This window comes from Thermotomaculum hydrothermale, from assembly GCF_016592575.1.
In the GTDB taxonomy this organism is placed as follows: Bacteria; Acidobacteriota; Holophagae; order Thermotomaculales; family Thermotomaculaceae; genus Thermotomaculum; species Thermotomaculum hydrothermale.
This window is the reverse complement of the sequence record NZ_AP017470.1, coordinates 1,737,670-1,756,384: the sequence shown is the minus strand read 5'-3', so window position 1 is coordinate 1,756,384 and position 18,715 is coordinate 1,737,670. Positions and strand designations below refer to the sequence as shown.

General features: G+C 36.5%; 18 protein-coding genes. 15 read left to right on the top strand and 3 right to left on the bottom strand.

Features of this window, described 5'->3' with window-relative positions:
* Positions 1-5: 5 nt before the first annotated feature.
* From pilB to TTHT_RS08075, 7 genes are all read left to right on the top strand, one after another.
* Positions 6-1,727: a type IV-A pilus assembly ATPase PilB gene (gene pilB, locus TTHT_RS08105; RefSeq protein WP_201327472.1), complete on the top strand. Its 1,722-nt coding sequence runs from the start codon at positions 6-8 to the stop codon at positions 1,725-1,727.
* A 37-nt stretch (positions 1,728-1,764) separates the two neighbouring features.
* Positions 1,765-2,898 carry a type IV pilus twitching motility protein PilT gene (locus TTHT_RS08100; protein WP_201327471.1) on the top strand — a complete coding sequence of 378 codons (1,134 nt, stop codon included), beginning with the start codon at positions 1,765-1,767 and terminating at the stop codon, positions 2,896-2,898.
* A 14-nt stretch (positions 2,899-2,912) separates the two neighbouring features.
* Complete coding sequence (locus TTHT_RS08095) at positions 2,913-4,109, top strand: type II secretion system F family protein (RefSeq protein WP_201327470.1); 1,197 nt, start codon at positions 2,913-2,915, stop codon at positions 4,107-4,109.
* Positions 4,110-4,200: 91 nt separating this feature from the next.
* Complete coding sequence (locus TTHT_RS08090; RefSeq protein WP_201327469.1) at positions 4,201-4,674, top strand: rhodanese-like domain-containing protein; 474 nt, start codon at positions 4,201-4,203, stop codon at positions 4,672-4,674.
* Entirely contained in the window at positions 4,608-5,066 is a 459-nt protein-coding gene (locus tag TTHT_RS08085; RefSeq protein ID WP_201327468.1) for a MauE/DoxX family redox-associated membrane protein, read from the top strand. Before TTHT_RS08090 ends, TTHT_RS08085 begins: the two co-directional genes overlap by 67 nt.
* Positions 5,047-5,832 carry an acyl-CoA thioesterase gene (locus TTHT_RS08080; protein WP_201327467.1) on the top strand — a complete coding sequence of 262 codons (786 nt, stop codon included), beginning with the start codon at positions 5,047-5,049 and terminating at the stop codon, positions 5,830-5,832. Before TTHT_RS08085 ends, TTHT_RS08080 begins: the two co-directional genes overlap by 20 nt.
* 114 nt (positions 5,833-5,946) lie before the next feature.
* Complete coding sequence (locus TTHT_RS08075) at positions 5,947-7,779, top strand: cytochrome c3 family protein (RefSeq protein WP_201327466.1); 1,833 nt, start codon at positions 5,947-5,949, stop codon at positions 7,777-7,779.
* A gap of 51 nt (positions 7,780-7,830) precedes the next feature.
* Here TTHT_RS08075 and TTHT_RS08070 read toward each other — a convergent pair whose 3' ends face one another.
* Positions 7,831-8,094 carry a hypothetical protein gene (locus TTHT_RS08070; RefSeq protein ID WP_201327465.1) on the bottom strand — a complete coding sequence of 88 codons (264 nt, stop codon included), beginning with the start codon at positions 8,092-8,094 and terminating at the stop codon, positions 7,831-7,833.
* Between the two features lie 145 nt (positions 8,095-8,239).
* Here TTHT_RS08070 and TTHT_RS08065 point away from each other — a divergent pair, with 145 nt between their 5' ends.
* The 8 genes from TTHT_RS08065 (at position 8,240) to TTHT_RS08030 (ending at position 17,801) form a co-directional block, all read left to right on the top strand.
* On the top strand, positions 8,240-10,033 hold the full coding sequence (locus tag TTHT_RS08065) for an acyclic terpene utilization AtuA family protein (protein WP_201327464.1): 1,794 nt from the start codon (positions 8,240-8,242) through the stop codon (positions 10,031-10,033).
* A 3-nt stretch (positions 10,034-10,036) separates the two neighbouring features.
* A complete protein-coding gene (locus TTHT_RS08060; protein ID WP_201327463.1) occupies positions 10,037-10,825 on the top strand; it encodes an enoyl-CoA hydratase-related protein in 789 nt (262 codons plus the stop codon).
* Positions 10,818-11,639 carry an ATP-binding protein gene (locus TTHT_RS08055; protein ID WP_201327462.1) on the top strand — a complete coding sequence of 274 codons (822 nt, stop codon included), beginning with the start codon at positions 10,818-10,820 and terminating at the stop codon, positions 11,637-11,639. Before TTHT_RS08060 ends, TTHT_RS08055 begins: the two co-directional genes overlap by 8 nt.
* A gap of 4 nt (positions 11,640-11,643) precedes the next feature.
* Positions 11,644-12,303, top strand: a complete 660-nt coding sequence (locus TTHT_RS08050) for an ATP-binding protein (protein ID WP_408033914.1) — start codon at positions 11,644-11,646, stop codon at positions 12,301-12,303.
* Between the two features lie 8 nt (positions 12,304-12,311).
* Complete coding sequence (locus TTHT_RS08045) at positions 12,312-12,809, top strand: acetyl-CoA carboxylase biotin carboxyl carrier protein subunit (protein WP_201327460.1); 498 nt, start codon at positions 12,312-12,314, stop codon at positions 12,807-12,809.
* A gap of 55 nt (positions 12,810-12,864) precedes the next feature.
* Positions 12,865-13,755: a tetratricopeptide repeat protein gene (locus TTHT_RS08040; RefSeq protein WP_201327459.1), complete on the top strand. Its 891-nt coding sequence runs from the start codon at positions 12,865-12,867 to the stop codon at positions 13,753-13,755.
* A gap of 164 nt (positions 13,756-13,919) precedes the next feature.
* Positions 13,920-16,940 carry a TonB-dependent receptor gene (locus tag TTHT_RS08035; protein ID WP_201327458.1) on the top strand — a complete coding sequence of 1,007 codons (3,021 nt, stop codon included), beginning with the start codon at positions 13,920-13,922 and terminating at the stop codon, positions 16,938-16,940.
* Positions 16,941-16,988: 48 nt separating this feature from the next.
* On the top strand, positions 16,989-17,801 hold the full coding sequence (locus tag TTHT_RS08030; protein ID WP_201327457.1) for a type II secretion system F family protein: 813 nt from the start codon (positions 16,989-16,991) through the stop codon (positions 17,799-17,801).
* Here the strand turns inward: TTHT_RS08030 and TTHT_RS08025 are convergent.
* Together TTHT_RS08025 and TTHT_RS08020 are read right to left on the bottom strand one after the other, a co-directional pair.
* A complete protein-coding gene (locus TTHT_RS08025) occupies positions 17,793-18,245 on the bottom strand; it encodes a hypothetical protein (protein WP_201327456.1) in 453 nt (150 codons plus the stop codon). The genes TTHT_RS08030 and TTHT_RS08025 overlap by 9 nt on opposite strands.
* Positions 18,232-18,714 carry a hypothetical protein gene (locus tag TTHT_RS08020; RefSeq protein WP_201327455.1) on the bottom strand — a complete coding sequence of 161 codons (483 nt, stop codon included), beginning with the start codon at positions 18,712-18,714 and terminating at the stop codon, positions 18,232-18,234. Before TTHT_RS08020 ends, TTHT_RS08025 begins: the two co-directional genes overlap by 14 nt.
* Between the last annotated feature and the right edge of the window lies 1 nt (position 18,715).

The window sequence follows — 18,715 nt, the reverse complement described above, 5'->3', positions numbered from 1 at the left end:
TGCATATGGCTAAGAAGTTAGGTGATTTACTTGTTGAGGCCGGTTTAATTACCAAAGAACAATTACAAGAAGCGTTAGAAATTCAAAAAAAGGACAATGAAAGGTTAGGAACTATACTGGTTAAATTAGGTTATCTTACTGAGGAAGAGATTACCAGTTTTTTAAGCAAACAGTATGGTATTCCTGCTGTTAATCTTGAACACTTTGAGATTAGCGAGGATGTTATAAAAAGAATACCATCAGATATAGCAAGAAAATATATGCTAATACCTATTACAAGAACAGGTTCTACTCTGACTGTGGCTATGGCTGACCCCACAAATATCTATGCGTTAGATGATATTAAATTTTTAACAGGTTTAAATGTTGAACCTGTTGTTGCATCTGAGTTGTCAATAAAAAAAGCAATTGATAAATACTACGGGAGTGAAACCCAGATTGAATTGAGAAAGGTTGTTGAAGACCTTGAAGGAGACTTAGGTGAGGACACTGACCTTGAAGTTGTAGAGGATGAAGAAGAAATAGATCTTGATTCCCTTGTTGCTTCTGTTGAGGAAGCCCCTGTTGTGAAATTTGTAAATATGATGCTGGTGGACGCAGTAAAAAAAGGAGCATCAGATGTCCATGTTGAACCTTATGAAAAGTATTACAGAGTAAGATTTAGGATAGACGGTATTTTGCATGAGGTAATGAAACCACCTTTAAGTATGAAAGATGCAATTACTTCAAGAATTAAGATTATGTCAAAACTTGATATTGCAGAAAAAAGGCTTCCTCAGGACGGTAGAATTAAGCTAAAAATGAAAATAGAGGGGAAGAAAAAAGAACTTGATTTTCGTGTCTCTGTATTGCCAACCCTTTTTGGCGAAAAAATAGTTATGAGAATTTTGGATCCTGAAAAATTAATGCTTGATATGACCAGGCTTGGTTTTGAGCAGGAAAGTCTTGATAAATTTACAGAGGCAATAAGAAAACCTTATGGTATGGTGCTTGTTACAGGGCCAACAGGTTCAGGTAAAACAAATACTTTGTACTCTGCGATAAGCCAGTTGAATACCCCTGAAACCAACATTATGACAGCTGAAGACCCTGTTGAGTTTAACCTTCCTGGAATAAATCAGGTAAATGTTAGGGATGAAATAGGCCTTACTTTTGCATCTGCATTAAGGTCATTTTTAAGGCAGGACCCTAATATTATTCTTGTTGGTGAGATAAGGGACTTTGAAACTGCAGAAATTGCTATTAAAGCGGCATTAACGGGCCACCTTGTTCTGTCAACTTTGCACACAAATGATGCTCCCTCAACAATAAGCAGGTTGATGAATATGGGTATTGAGCCCTTCCTTGTTGCAACTTCTGTTAACCTTATATGCGCCCAGAGGCTTGTTAGAAGGGTTTGTAAAAATTGTAAAGAAGAGGTAAAGGTTCCCAAAAAAACCTTGCTTGATATTGGTTTTAAAGAAGAAGAATTGAAGGATTTAAAAATATACAAGGGTAAAGGTTGCGATGTTTGTAATGGTTCTGGGTACAAGGGCAGGGTAGGTTTGTACGAAGTTATGGAAGTAACAGATGCTATTAAAGATTTGATATTAAGCGGAGCGACTGCTCTTGATTTAAGGGAGCAGGCAATAAAAGAGGGGATGATTACTTTAAGGAGAAGTGGATTAATAAAAATTAAAGCTGGAATCACCTCAATTGAGGAAGTTTTAAGAGAAACTGTGTTATAATACTGTAAAATTAATTTTTTTAAATTAAGGGGTGAGTATGGATATTACTCTATCGCAGTTGCTGAAAAAAATGGTTGAATCGGGAGGAACAGACCTTCACATAACAACCAATAGTCCTCCTCAAATAAGAAAAGACGGGAAACTTATCCCCTTGAAAATGCCTCCTTTAACCCCGGCTGAAACAAAGAAATTAATTTACGCAATTATGACAGATGCTCAAAAACAAAAGTTTGAACAGGATTTAGAAGTTGACTTTTCATTTGGAATAAAGAAACTTGCAAGGTTCAGGGCAAATGTGTTTCATCAAAGAGGTGCAGTTGCAGGTGCATTCAGGCTTATCCCGTATGAAATAAGGGGGTTTAGAGAGCTTGGAATTCCAATGGTTGTTGAAAAATTGTGTGAGCTTCCCAGAGGGCTTGTGCTTGTTACAGGGCCAACAGGTTCAGGTAAATCAACCACTCTGGCGGCAATGATAGACAAAGTAAACAGAGAGAGAAATGCCCATATTATTACAATTGAAGACCCGGTAGAGTATTTACATTCACATAAAAAGTGTATTGTTAATCAGAGGGAAGTCAATACAGACACAAAATCATTTAGCAGGGCTTTAAGAGCAGCATTGAGACAGGATCCTGACGTCGTTCTTATTGGTGAGATGAGGGATTTAGAAACTGTTGAAACAGCCTTAAAGATTGCGGAAACAGGCCATTTAACCTTTGCTACATTGCATACTAACTCGGCAGTTCAAACTATAAACAGGATTATAGATATTTTCCCTGCTCACCAGCAACAGCAGATAAGAACACAGCTTTCTTTTGTATTGGAAGGTGTAATTTGTCAAACGCTTCTTCCCAAGGCTAGCGGTAGAGGAAGGGTTCTTGCACTGGAAATACTGATACCAAATGCGGCTGTGAGAAACTTGATTAGAGAGGACAAAATACATCAGATTTACGCTACAATGCAGACAGGTCAGATGAAACATGGTATGCAAACATTTAACCAATCCCTTGCTTCACTGTTTTTGCAGGGATTGATTACAAAAGAGGTAGCTCTTGCAGCATCGTCAAATAAAGATGAATTAATTGATATGATAAATAGAGGTGTTGGTACTGTTATTGAACAGCCTACTCAACCCACTACAAAGAGAAATCCAAAAATTAAATATACATAATTCGGGAGGATTTCATGATATTTGAGTATAGTGCAAGAACAAGGTCAGGGGAGACAAGAGCTGGAACTATAAAAGCGAAAAATAGGGAAGAAGCAATAAATTTATTGAGGAAGCAGGGGTTGATTCTCACTTCTTTAAGGGAGAAAAAATCAATAGGTGCTTTTGGATTTGGAGGCAAGGTAAAAAACAAGGAGCTTGCAATTTTTACCAAGCAATTTTCGGTAATGATTGATGCAGGCCTGCCTCTTGTTCAATGCCTGGATATTCTTGCATCTCAGCAGGAGAATAAATTTTTTGCAAATGTACTTGAACAGGTAAGAAATGATGTTGAGCAGGGTAGCACCCTTGCCGATGCTATGAAAAAGCATCCGAAGGTGTTTGATGATTTGTATACAAACCTTATTGCAGCTGGTGAGGCTGGTGGTATTCTTGATGTTATTATGCAAAGGCTTTCCATATATATTGAGAAGGCCTACAAATTGAAGGAATCTTTCAAAAGTGCGATGACTTATCCAATAACTGTTATTACAATAGCGGTGTTAATTGTTGCATTGATTTTGTGGAAGGTAATTCCCGCTTTTGCGTCTATGTTTGCAGGTTTAGGTGCAGAATTGCCGCTCCCCACAAGAATAGTTATTAAGCTTTCTCATTTTGTTGTTAATTTTGGTTTCTGGATAATTCTTTTCTTTATATTGGTGTTTATTGGGTTAAGGAAATTTTACCAGACAGAAACAGGCAGAAAGTTGATAGACGGTTTTGTTCTTAAACTTCCAATTTTGGGAATTATTTTTAGAAAAATTGCGGTAGCAAGGTTTAGTAGAACACTTGCAACTTTAGTATCATCAGGTGTTTCAATCCTTGAAGGGTTAATGATTACAGCAAAAACAGCTGGAAACAAGATTGTTGAAGATGCAGTATTAGAGGCAAGGCTTCAGGTAGAACAGGGTAAAACAATTTCCGAACCTTTAAAAAATACAAAGGTTTTTCCACCAATGGTTGTTCAGATGATTGGTGTAGGTGAGCAGACTGGCGCCCTTGATACAATGCTCTCAAAAATTGCTGATTTTTATGAAGAAGAGGTTGACCAGGCGGTTGCCCAGTTAATGAGCTTATTAGAGCCTGTTATGATTGTTGTTTTAGGTGGATTGGTTGGTGGTATAGTTGTATCAATGTACCTGCCTATATTCAGCTTAATTAAACATATAAAATAATCAAAAATAATAATGTTTAAGTGCCGGCTTTTAGCCGGCTTTTTTATTTTTAATGCTATAATTTTTTTGTGAATTTATTAACGGAGGTACTATGGGAGAATTAAGAAATTATTTGAAAATAGTGGGAATAATCTTTATCTTTGCCTTGTTTACCTACTTTACTTCTTTTGCAGAAAAGAAAAATTTACCACAAAAAAAGAAAATTAGTGTTGATTATATTTATAAAATTTATAAACAGGGCAATTGTTTCTTTGTAGATGCACGAAGCTTTGAGGAATATGCAAAGGGGCACATTGAAGGAGCAATAAACATCCCTTTCCATTCAGAAAAAAAAGATGATTATATAGTTAAGGCTATTGATATTTTAAACGGGGCGAAATACGTGGTTGTTTACTGTGATGGGAGTGAGTGTGGATTAAGTAAAATGCTTGCAAAAGATTTGTTAAACGCAGGTTTAAAAAAAGAAAAACTAATAATTTTTACGGAAGGATTTGACGCATGGCAAAAGAAGAATTATCCTATTTCAAAAGATTTATCTTTTCAAAAAGCATTATTTTCACAGTAAGAATAATTGTTGCATTGGTTTTTTTGTATTCTGGGTCAGTAAAAATTTTAAATCTATATCAATTTGGGGAGATAATAAATAATTATCATATTCTCCCCTCTTTTCTGATCATTCCTTTTGCATCGTTAATTACAACATCTGAGATTATTCTTGGGATTATGTTTTTGTTAGGTGTTTATGAGAAAGAAACAGCCGTTTTGTTAATTCTTTTAAATATTGTTTTTATTTTTGCAATGGCAAGTGCGATTATAAGGGGGATTGATACTTCATGCGGGTGTTTTTCCCAAAACGGAGAAGTAGTCGGAATAAAAGATATAGTCAGGGATATTGTTTTTATAATGCTAATATTGTTGGTGTTAATGGGGAGGAAGTATGGAAAAAATGATAGTTGATTCTCTAAAAAATACAGTATTGTGTGCTTTTAAAGAAGCAGTTAAAAGGGCTCAGGTGAAATCACCGGCAAAGATTTTTAATTTTGAATTTGAAAATTTTAATTGTAGAGCAAAAAAGAAATGCTTTGCTGTTTTGGAATTTAATGAGAATTCTATTGATAGTATGAAAGCGGGAATGTTTTCACAGGCCTTTTCCATTCTTCTTGAAAAAGATAACATTAAAACCTCTTTTAGAAGAGAAAATGGGGTGTGTTTAATAGAGATATTTAAACCCTCTAAAATAAAAAAAGAGGATTTTAGTGGAAGAATTAAACTAAAAATAAACAAAGAAGAGACATTTTTTTCATGCCAGAAAAAGCCTAAAAAGGTTTATGTTCATAAAATAAGGGTAAGGTTTAGAGACCTTGATGCTATGGGACATGTATCCAACAATGTTTTTTTAGTTTATCTTGAAGAGGCAAGGGTAGGATTTAAAGAGCATGTAGCAAAGGAAAGAGGCGGTTCTCTTCAATTTTGTTCGGTGGTTGCAGGTCATTCAATTGAATACCTTGCCCCAATATTTTTAGGGGAAGAGTTAGGGGTTGAAATCTTTATTTCACATTTAACTGAAAAATCATACAGGTTTAATTACACAATTCTCAATAGAAAGACTAAGCAGATAAAGGCAAGGGCATACACTAACATGGTTGGGTATGATTACAAAAAACAGGTTGTCAAAAATCTGCCTGAAGAGTTTTTTAGGCAGATTGAAGACTATGTGGTGTAGTTAATTTCAACATAATGTTTTTATTTTCAACAAAACTTTTCTTAAATTTTTGACTAAAATTGTAAACATTGCTAAAATCACCAATGGAACAAAAATTTTGGGAAGGAGCGGTAAATGAAAAAGATTTTTGTGCTGCTTTTGTTCTGTGCGGTTCCATTGGTGTTTGCAGGAGATATAAACTGTCTTGATTGCCATGGCAAAGATGGAGATTTGCCAATTCAGGTAGACAAATTCAAAAACTCAATCCACTCTGACCTTTCATGTACAGATTGCCATGTTGGTGCCGATAAGGTTAAAAAAGGAGAGGATTTTGAAGAAGTTCATCCAGACAACCTTGAAGGCAAAACCCCTCAATGTACAGATTGCCATGAAGATTATGTTGACGAATTAAAATTATCTGTTCACAAATCTCTTAAATGCTGGGATTGTCATGGAGATATCCATGCAGTAGGGGTTGATAAATCAATTACCGAAGACAAAAACCTTGTTGTAGAAATGTGTTCTAAGTGCCATGGGGATTCTGAGAAATACCATGGAAACACAATAATTGTAAATCAGTACAGGCATAGTTTTCACTTTACCAAGAAAGACAAAGATGGGCAACCTGCTGCAAGCTGTGCAGATTGCCATGGTTCTCACAATATTATGACTTCAGCCAATCCCAAATCTATGATTTATAGGGCTAATGTGGCAAAAACTTGTGGGCAGTGCCACGAAAATGAAACCAAAGAATATAGTACCAGTATTCATGCTGAAGGTGTAATGAAGGGGTATGACGAATCTCCAACTTGTACATACTGCCATAATCCTCATGAAGTTCAATCACCTGCGTATACCAAAAAAGATATTTCAAATTTGTGCCTTTCCTGTCACGAAGACTCAAGGCTTGTTAAAAGGTATGGCCTTGATTACAATGTAGGCTATACTTATAAAGATAGTTATCATTATATGGCAATAAAAAAGGGAAGCAAAAAGGCAGCGTCTTGTGTTGATTGCCATAACACCCACGCTATAATGAGTCCTGAAAATCCTAAGAGTTCAGTAAATAAAGCTAATCTTGTGAATACCTGCAAAAAATGTCATAACGATATTAATGAAAAGTTTGCTGTTAGTTATACTCACAAAGCCAGCACAAAGGGCGGAAATATTATCAACTATTATGTAAAGCTTGCATATATCTTTTTAATTATTGCAGTTATTGGTGGTATGTTCTTACATAACTTTATTGTTTGGCTTGGCTATGTAAGACGTTCCTATAGAAAGAGAAAAGAGGAAGAGAAAATTCAAAGAATGTCTAAAGCACAGGTCTGGATGCACACATTACTCTTTGTGTCTTTCTTTACTCTTGTATTAACAGGTTTTGCTTTGAGATTTCCCGATAGCACCGTTATGCATATCCTCTTCCCATTTGGTGAAGAAGTAAGGCGCTGGACTCACAGAATTGCGGCATTAGTAATGATTGCTGCCTTTATTATTCACATATTGAGGATTATAATTGGCAAAGAAGACAGAAGAGTGTTGCTTGCAATGTTGCCTGGTCCTAAAGATATCAGAAATATGAGGGATAATATTGCATATAGTTTGCTTCTGAAAGATGAATACCCATCATTCGGTAAAGTGACCTATATGGAAAAAATGGAATACCTTGCATTGATGTGGGGTACACTTGTAATGATTTTAACCGGTTTGACTCTCTGGATGCCTGAAATTGCTGCTCAATTCTTACCTTCCTGGTTTATAAAGGTGGCTGAGACAGTTCACTTTTATGAAGCAATGTTAGCAACTCTTGCAATTTTTGTATGGCACTTCTTCTTTGTAATTTTCCATCCAGGTGTATATCCTATGGATTTTACATGGATTGATGGCCAGATTCCTGTTGAGGAAATTAAACATTTGAGACCAGAATGGTACGAAGAGTTAAAAGAGGAAGGTAAAATAAAGGAATAAAAAAACAGGATTTTTAAAAGCGGGCTAAATGCCCGCTTTTTTTTGTTTGTGTTAACTAAAAACAAGCAATAGAAGGTATAAAACAGCAGCACCTACGATTAAAGGAATTAGTACAATAAAAAGAATGAAAAGTTTTAATCCTATTACAAAAAGAGCAAGAATTATCGGAAAAAATACAAGAAAGGCAATTAACCCAACAATCATTCCCGATAGGTAAAACGCAACCTTAAAAACAAGTTTAATAAACCAGAAAAAAACAATAAGTGTGATAAACCCTATTATTCCGACTGTAAGAAGCGTAAAAAGCTCAATCATATTAACCCCCTGAATTTTTATCTAAATTTTTATACGCAATTAGCATTCATTTTGTTTTATAGCAAATCGTTTATTGTGCTTACAATTTTTTTTTAATAGAATAGAAAAGAAAACTCAAGAAAAGGAAATAAAGTGAGGAGGGGGAATGAAATCTATAAAAATAGGCAATGCCGGGGGATACTGGGGTGATGACCCTGATGCATTAAAAAATCAGGTTTTAGGTGGAGAATTAGACTTCATAACCATAGATTATTTGGCCGAGATAACAATGTCAATAATGAACAAACAGAAGTTGAAAGACCCTAATTTAGGTTATGCAAAGGATTTTCTTAAACACCTTGACCCTGTTTTTGAAGAGGTTGTAAAAAGGGGGATAAAAATTATAACAAACGCAGGGGGAGTAAACCCTGTTTCTCTTGCTAATGAATTAAACAAACTTGCTGAAAGCAAAGGGCTTAAAAATGTAAAGATAGCTGTTGTTGAAGGGGATAATATCCTCAATTCAATAGACGAGTTGGCTGAAAATGGGATAGATTTTTCAAATATGGAAACAGGGGAGCCCTATGATTTGATTAAGGGCAAGGTGTTGTCTGCAAACCTATATTTTGGTGCAGCGCCTGTTGTTGAGGCTTTAAGGCAGGGTGCAGACATAGTAATCACAGGAAGGGTTACCGACACAGGGATTACCCTTGCCCCGATGATTTACTCTTTTGACTGGGATACAAAGGATTATGACAAGCTTGCATCTGGTATTGTTGCTGGCCACATACTTGAATGTGGTGCACAGAGTACTGGGGGAAATTTTACAGACTGGGAAAAAGTTCCCTCTTTTGATACTGTTGGTTACCCCATTGCAGAGGTCTTTGAAGATGGAACATTTGTTGTTACCAAACATGATTCTCTTGATGGTATGGTTACAGTTGACACTGTAAGGGAACAGCTTGTTTACGAAATGGGAGACCCGAAAAATTATATCACCCCGGATGTAATTGCTGATTTTTCAACAATAAATCTTGAACAGGTTGGAGAAAATAGGGTAAAGGTTAGCGGGATAAAAGGCTATCCCCCCACAGATTTGTTAAAGGTTTCAATCTCATACGAAGATGGATTTAAGGCAAGTGGAGCAATAATAATTTCAGGCCCTGATGCAAAGAAAAAGGCTGAAAAGTTTGCAGAAATTTTCTGGAAGAGGGTTGGAATTGAGTATGAGGATAGTTTAACAGAGTTTGTTGGATTAAACGCCTGCCACAGACACCTTGCACACATTGAAGAAGCGAATGAGATACTTTTAAGGTTTGGGGTAAGAGACCACGATAAAAGCAAGTTTGAAAGGTTTAGAAGGAAATTGCCAGCATTGATTTTAAGCGGTCCCCCTGCAGTTGCGGTAACAGGCGGGGCGCCTCAAATTCAAAATGTTGTTTCTTACTGGCCTGCACTTGTGCCTCAGGAGATTTCTAAGTGGAAGGTAATTGTTTTTGAAGGTGGAAATAAAGTATTTGAAAAAGAAGGGGAATGGGAAAAAACAGGGGGAGTTGTTAGAGAATTAAAAGATAATACTAATTTTAATGGAGATAAATTTAAAAACAGCCCGACTAAAAAAGTTAAGCTTATTGAAATAGCCCTTGCAAGAAGCGGAGACAAAGGGGACACCTGCAATATCGGGCTTATTGCAAGAAGCGATTTAGCATGGGAGTTTATAGGTTATAAAATTACTGCTGATTTAGTTAAAAAACTATTTGGTGAAATTGTTAAAGGCAAGGTTGAAAGGTATGAGGTAAAGAACCTTAACGCATTTAACTTTCTCCTACACAATGCATTAGGTGGTGGCGGGACAAAAAGTTTGAGAATTGATGCGCAGGGTAAAACCCTTGCCCATGCTTTGTTAAATCAGTATTTTGAAATTCCTGAAATAGTTTTAGACTCAGTAAAGCAGAGGTGAGAGATGTTTGAAACAGTAAAACTTGAAAAGAGAGGTTCAGTTCATTATTTAACTTTAAACAGGCCTGAAAAGAGAAACGCAATGAATGAAGTAATGCAGGCTGAAATTATAATGGCACTTGAAGAGGTTGAATCCCAAAACGGAAGGCTTTGTGTTATTACAGGTGCTGGGAATGTTTTTTGTGCAGGGGCAGACTTAAACTGGATGAGAAAAATGAAAGATTTTTCTTTTGAGGAAAATCTAAAAGATTCAAAAAAGCTTGCCTTAATGTTTAGAAAAATAAGAGAAGTTCCTTTTGTTACTGTGGCTGCAGTAAATGGGCATGCGATAGGGGGAGCGGTTGGCATAATAGCAGGTTGTGATATAGCTGTTGCAAAGCGAGGCTCTCTCTTTTCATTTGGTGAGGTTAAGCTTGGAATTGTTCCAGCTGTAATAGGCCCATACATTGTTGCAAAGACAAATCAATCTGCTGCAAGGTATTATATGCTTACAGGTGAAAGGTTTGACGCTGATAGGGCATATCAAATAGGCCTTGTTCATAAAGTTTACGATGAAAATGAGTTTGAGGAAGGGCTAAAAAAACTATTGATTCAAATACTTACCGGTGGGAAAAATTCCCAGAAAACAATTAAAAAACTTCTTGATCATATCTCCCCTGTGCCATCAAAGGAGATTGAGGATTACGCTGTTGAGGTTATTGCCAGGGCAAGGATTTCTGAAGAGGGGCAGGAGGGGATAGCCGCATTTTTTGAAAAGAGAAAACCCTCATGGCTGGAGGATAAAATTGAGTAAATTTAAGAGGGTTTTAATAGCAAACAGGGGAGAGATTGCAAAAAGAATATACAACGCATTGAGGGATTTAGATATAACCCCTGTAATCCCTGTTGTTGAGAAGGAGTATAATCAGTGCTACACCTGTTATCCCTATGCTTTATTGATTAAAACAGAAGATGGGGTATTCCTGGATAAAGAAAGATTGATTGAGATTGCAAAAAAATATAATTGCCAGGCAATTCACCCTGGTTACGGATTTCTTGCTGAAAACGCTGATTTTGCAAGGCTTTGTGAGGAGAATGGAATAATCTTTATAGGCCCTCCTGCTAACTCTATAGAGTTGATGGGGCACAAAGAGACTGCAAGGGTGATAGCCGAAAAAAGCGGGGTATCCCCTGTGCCTGGATTTTCTTTGAAGGGGTTAAGTGAAGAGGAAATTTTAAATAAGGCAAGGGGAATAGGCTTCCCTGTTTTGATTAAGGCCTCTTTAGGAGGCGGTGGCAAAGGGATGAGAAGGGTTGATAAAGAAAAAGAGTTGTTTGAGAACATCAGGATTGCTAAATCTGAAAGTAAGGAATACTTTGCCTCAGATGAAATCTTTGTTGAAAAGTACATCGTAAATCCAAGGCATATAGAGATTCAGATTTTTTCTTTTCCCGGAGGAAGGACTGTTTATTTAGGAGAGAGGGAGTGCACAATCCAGAGAAGGCATCAAAAGATTATTGAGGAAAGCCCTTCTCCTATTGTTGACGACAAGTTGAGAAAGGAGATGGGGGGAAGCGGCTGTTGCACTTGCCGATACTGTTTCCTATGTTGGTGCTGGTACTGTTGAGTTTATAGTTGACAAAGATAAAAATTTCTACTTTTTAGAGATGAATACAAGGATACAGGTTGAGCACCCAGTTACAGAAATGGTTTACGGTGTTGATTTAGTCAAGTGGCAGATTCAGGAGGCTATGGGATTGGTTGTAAATGTACCTCAGGATAAGATAAAACCTAATGGCCATGCTATTGAATTCAGGGTGTATGCAGAAGACCCGGAGAACAACTTTATGCCATCCCCTGGCAAGATATTAAAATACATAGAACCAAAAATCCCCGGTGTTAGAATTGAAAGCTCAGTAAGGGATGGATATGAAATATTCCCTGATTTTGACCCTATGATTGCCAAAGTTATTGTTTTTGATTCAAACAGAGAGGATTGTATAGAGAAGTCAAAAAGGGTTTTAAACGAGTTTGTTGTTTTAGGGGTTAAAACAAATTTGAATTTTTTAAAATCTGTTTTGGAACACCCTGCTTTTTTAAAGGGAGACATAGACACTGGCTTTGTTAGTAAATATAGGGATTTTCTATTTGAGAAGGCGAAGCCTCATTCACTAAAAGAAGAAGAGATTACCCTTCTTGCGTCAATTGTTTCAGGAAAAAAGAGTAAAGAGAAGGGCGAAGATTGTAATGATAAAAATTATTTACCGGAAATTTCAGGCTGGTTGCCTTAGGAGGGGGAATGGCAATTTATGTTATTGATGGGAAAGAGTACAATGTTGAGCAAAAAAAGTTTTTAGGGGATAAAGTTTCTGCATTGGTAAATGGTAAAGAAGTTTCATTAAATATATTCAAAGACAGAGATAAATTTTTTCTAATTAAGGAAGGCATTTTAATCCCTGTATTTTTCGCAAAAGACGAATCTCATAACCTGTACCTTCATGTTGCGGGGGAAAGCTTTAAAATTCACCAGAAGACTGTTGAAGAGCAGGCTGGTAGCCACATGGGAGGAGAATCAAGTGGGGAAATTGAGCCACCAATGCCTGGCAAAGTGTTAAAGGTTATGGTGAAAGAGGGTGATATTGTTGATGAAAATCAGGTTTTAGTGCTGATGGAGTCAATGAAATTACAGGTTGAGGTAAAAGCTCCGTTTAGCGGGAAAGTGGCTCAATTAAATGTCAAAGAAGGACAAACGATTAATGCTGGAGAGATTATAGTAAAAATTGAAAAAAGTGGTTGAAAATTAAATTTATGATAAAATATTCCAGTAAATAAACATAGGAGGAAATATAAAAATGAGAAGGTTATTCCTTTTTTTAGGTATTTTAATGTTAAGCGTAAGTGTTTCATTTGCAGGAACAAGCGTAAAAAAGGCTCAAAAGTATTACGATAAAGCAGTGGAATACTTTCAGGCCGGGAAATTTGCGAAAGCAGAGTCAAAGCTATTAAAGGCAATTGACAAAGATCCTAATTTTTCAGAAGCTTACCTTTTACTTGCGAAAACATATGCGAAAACAGGTCAGATTGACAAATGCCAGCAGTATGCATCAAAGGCATATGACCTTTCAGGTGGGAAAAACGCTGAAGCTATTGAACTAATGTATGAACTTGCAGCTTATAACAAAGACAAAAAAGGTATGGAAAAGTACGGCCTTGAACTTTTAAAGTTAAAAGGCCAAAATGCGTCACGAGCTGAAATTGGTAGAATGGAGCAATTAGCCATTCAGTACTTTCAGACAGGAAATATGAAAAAGGCTGAAGAGATTTATGAAGAAATAATGAAAGCAAAGCCAGATTATACCTATGCTTATCTGAATTTGGGTAAAATTTATATAGCAATGAAAGATTACAACAAGGCCAGAAGCATTCTTGAAAGAGGTATTGCAGCAGGTGTTGACAATGAAGAAATTGATTTTATCCTTGCTTCAATGTACTGCAATGAATTTAAAGAATACAAAAAAGCTATTCCTCTTCTTGAAAAGCTGATAAAAAACAATTCAAAATTTAAAAAGGACGCTTACTCTTATTTAATTAATGCCTGCAAAGAGACAGAAAGTATTGATAAAGGGATAGATGTTTGCGAAAACTTTATTAAAGAATATCCCGAAGATAAATTAACTCCTGAGGTTAAAAAAAGACTTGAACAATTTAAAAAGGTAAAAGAGTCACAAAAAACAAAAAAATAACTTTTTTATTGACAAATGCTTGTGTTTTATGTAAATATTTTAGTATCGTTGTGTAAGGTATAAAACTTGAAAGGAGGTGAGAGAGAGAGAAAACTAATCCATTAAATGGAAAGTATTTTGGGGTTTTGTTATAAAAACCAAATAATTTGGACGGAGGCTGTCGTATGAAAAAGTTTTTATTGGTATTAACTTTTATCCTGTTTGCTGGTTTTACCTTTGCAGGTACAACCGGTTCTATTGTCGGTAAGGTTACCGACGCTACAGGTGCTCCATTACCTGGGGTTACAGTTGTTGCTACTTCACCCTCATTGCAGGGTCAGAAGACAACAACTACAAACGCAGATGGTAAATACAGGTTGGTTCTTTTACCTCCTGGTATTTACACATTAAAATATTCTCTTGCTGGTTTCCAGGCAACCGTTAAAAAGAATGTTAAGGTTAACCTGGATGTTGTAACAACAGTAAACGCTGTATTGAAAGAAGAAGGCGTTTCTGAACAGATTGAAGTTGTTGCTGAAAAGCCTTTGATCGATGTTACAACAACAACCACAGGCGCTAACTACTCAACTGACTATGTTGAGCAGATGCCTACTGCAAGAAACTATCTCTCAGTTGTTCAGTTAACTCCTGGTGTTACCGGTTCAGATATCTCCGGTGGTATGATTGTTAACGGTGCTTCCGGTACCGAATCAAACTACATTATTGATGGTTTGAATACCACCGATATTGAAAACGGTACTCAGGGTAAAGGTCTTAACTTTGACTTCGTTGAAGAAGTTCAGGTTAAAACTGGTGGTTTTGAACCTGAATTCGGTAGATCAACCGGTGCTGTTGTAAATGTTATTACAAAGTCCGGTGGTAACGAATTCCACGGGTCAGTATTCTACTACTGGAGAAACCCATCATACTCAGCTGCTCAGCCTGAGCCATGGTACGGTTCTTCCTATATTGGAACAAAAGAATACGACTATGGTTTCTCATTAGGTGGTTACATTATCAAGGATAAACTGTGGTTCTTCCTTGCTTACAACCCATCAGTAAATGAATATTACTACAAGGTAAACAATGACAAAGACCTTGATGGTGATGGAGTTGACGATATCGGTACTTCAGTACAGAGGTTGAGAGGCGAATCTACTGTTTATGATAAGAATGACAGAGACTACTGGGCATTGAAACTTACATACAACATCAACGAAAACCACACAGTTGTTGCTTCTCTCTTTGGTGACCCAAGAGATTACTACAACAGATACGGAACAGCTCCTAAGTCAAGGGATAGAAAAACTTCATTAGGTGGTACTGACTGGACAGTTAAATACGATGGTATTTTAAGCGAAAACTTCGTACTTTCAGCTCAGATTGGTTACCACTATCAGGAAAGAAAAGATAAGCCTCTTAATGAAGAAGGCTACAACCCTGAAACATACTGGTATGGAATGACTGTATCCAACGGTGGTCTCGGTTATATGGAAGATACCGAGATGGATAGGTACCAGTACAAATTATCTCTTGAATGGTTCTTAAATAACCACGATATTAAATTCGGTTACGAATACGAAGACAATGAATTTGATTCAGGCAGAATGTACTCTGGTGGACAGGTTCTCAGACTGTACAATTACTATGATTTTGACGACGATGGAACACCTGATGCTGTTTACATGAGAAGAAGAATGTTCGCTAAAAATGACCCGAACGGTGAATTAACCGATGCTTACGGTGATCACTACACCCAGCTTTTTGATTTCTTAAGAACAAAGACAAAAACTGAATATACCGCAGTTTATGTCCAGGATAAATGGCAGGTAACAGACAACTTTATGCTCTCCTATGGTTTAAGATGGGAAGAGCAGAAGATTAAGGGTAACCACCCATACTATGGCGGTGAATTTACTGCTCTTGATATTGATGATGCTTATGCACCAAGGGTTGGTTTTACCTGGGATATCTTCGGAGATGGAACTTCCAAGCTCTATGCTCACTATGGAAGATTCTATGAATATATACCAATGGATATTAACAACAGGTCATTTGCTGAAGAAGTTCTCTACTTTGACTGGTGGTTCTTACCTGCTAACGACGCTGATACAAACGGCGACGGCCAGATTGATTTCTGGGATTTCAACCCTGCTAACTACAACTTTGATTACAATGTAAATCAGCCACTCTTTGCTCTTGGTTTTGGTGCTATTCCTTCACCAGTTTCCAAGAACATCAACGGTCAGTCAACTGATGAATTTATTATTGGTTACGACTACCTTATCAACGACCTCTGGTCTGTCGGAATCAAATTCACCTGGAGAGAGCTCAACGATGTAATTGAAGACGTTTCTTTTGACGGCGGAAATACTTACATAATCGCTAACCCGGGTAGAGACATTATCTATGATGATGAAAACGGTAACGAAGTTTACATCCCTGCTGATCAGACTGGATTCAAAAAACCAAAGAGAGATTACAGAGCATACGAGTTGAAGTTAAAGAGAAAGTTTGCTGACGGCTGGACAGTTGATGCTTCTATTATCAGATCAGACCTCTGGGGTGACTACATTGGTGGTGTTCTTCCTTTCTATGGACAGGTTGACCCGAACTTAACAGCTCAGTATGATTTACCTTCAACATTGGTTAACACAAACGGACCATTGCCTTATGATAGGCCATGGCAGGTTAAGATTAACGGATTGTACCAGTATGACTGGGGTCTCAATGTTGGTTTCACCTACACATACTACAGCGGTACTCCAATCGCTGCTTACGGTGACCCAGCATCTGATTACACAGGTTACTATGGTGAGTTCAGGCTTATCAGGAACGGTGCTCCTGGCTTAGGCAGGACAGACGCTGTTCAGTCTCTTGACCTGAACCTCTCATATACCTATGACCTTGGTAAATATGGTTCAGTAACCGGTTACTTCTATATCTACAATGTATTTAACTGGAAGGCAGTAACAGCTGTTAACCAGAGAATTACTTATGATGTACCGTCTGAAGATTATATCAATGCTAACTTTGGCGGCGACTGGGATGCATGGATCAAGTGGATTGATGGAAGATTCAATTCTCTTGATGAATTGGAAGCTTACATGGATTCAGTTGGTATGAGTGTTTACTCACACTTCATGCAGCCTGAAGCATTCCAGACACCAAGGTACATCAGATTTGGTCTCAAATATAAGTTCTAATAGAACTTAAAATGCAGGGGGGAGTTTTTCTCCCCCTTTTTTATTTTTATGAGAAAATCGCTTATTTATCAAAGCCTTTCAAATGGATTCTCATCAGGTTCAAGTGTTGTAGACCTTTTTCTTCCCCTGGGGGGGAGGTTCAAAAAGGTTGTTAAATATCTTGAAGAGGGCTTGTCTTTAGAGGAATCAGTAAAAAAGGCAAAGTTCCCTATTATTGAGTGTGTTTTTTTAACCATCGGGGAGCAAACAGGCAACCTTGAAGGTGTATGTTCAAGCCTGTCCCGTTACTATGCGATAAAAGAAAACTTTTTTTCAAAAATAATTTCCTTGTTTTTGAAGACTTTTTTTATACTTTTTTTAGGTATTGTCCTTTCTTTTATCCTTTTTAAATCAACAGGTTCAGAAGTCCCTCATTCACTCTTTGTGTTTGATGCATTTTTAATAATTGTCTGGTTTTTAATCCTTTTTCTGTTTATTTTTATCAACCCGGGCTTTTCAAAATACCTATCTGTTTTTCTTGTAAGAAACGCTTACCAGGCCGGTCTTTCTTTTCTTGATATAAAGAAATTGCTTTCTGATTTAGGCTTTTTTTATAACAAAAAGGCTGAATATTTCGCTGATTTAATCTCTTTGAAAAAAGAGTACCGTATATTTATTCAGGGCGCAGAAAAATCAGGTACCCTTGATTCTGCATTTAATAAATTAGTTGGGATTTTAGAAGAAGACTATATAAATAAACTCAATAGTTTTGAAAAAATATTCTTTTATTTAAGTGTTATAAGTGCTGCAATTGTTGTTTTTTATTCAATTTACCTCTTTGCGGTCACTTCTTTTTCTAAAGTTTTTGACGGATTATTCTAATCTGCTAACTCTGACAAGTCTTCCTTTATTAAATTCCCCTTTAAAGATAAATTTTCGTAATGTTTTATTGTCTGTTCTACCAAAAAGCTTTTTATCAAAGATTATAATAACAATTTCATTTTTGGTTTTGTACTTTGTATTTTGCAATTTTATGAAAGTGTTTTTGACAGCCTGTGTTATTTCTTTTTCTGAGGTTCTATTTAATTTCTTTTTCTTTGTGTTAAAAGGAGTTATATTTTTGTTAAATGAAAGGTCTGCAATAACTATAACATAGGTTTTTCCATCCATTTCAAAATCAACAACCTGGGTTGCAGGCCCTACAACAAGGTTTAAGGGCTTTCTTAAAGTTGCTTCAACATATGCTGACAGTTCTGATGAATGTGCAATAGGTGTTGTGAGGAGTATTGTTAATAGGAATAAAATAGTTTTTTTAAAATTTTTCATAGGTTGCTCTCCTTGTGTTTTGATTATTCATGAGAGAGGAATCAATATAATTTTTCAATCCCATAATTAATAGATAGTTGTCTCTTGCTGTTTTCTCTGTTTTGTAAGAAACCTCATCAATCCTTTTCTCAAGGTTAATACTAGCCTGTGCAATGGCTTTTTGTGCATTTTCAACCTTTTTTGTCTGGTATCCTGTGAAAATTATGCTGAATGCCAGAATTAAGCTTGCTGCTACAAGGGCAAATCTTGAGAACATATCTTTTTTAGGTTTGTTATTCATAACAATTACAACTGGCTCTACATTCTCTTCCCCTATGCCTTTTAGATAATCTCTGATTTCTATTAGTTCAAGAAATTCTTTTGTACATTTTTTACACTCTAAAAGGTGGTTTTTGTAGTTTTTCAAATTTTCTGGGTTTCCTTCTCTGTAAAGGAGTTCCATAAGCTGTTGTTCGTTTAGGCAATTCATT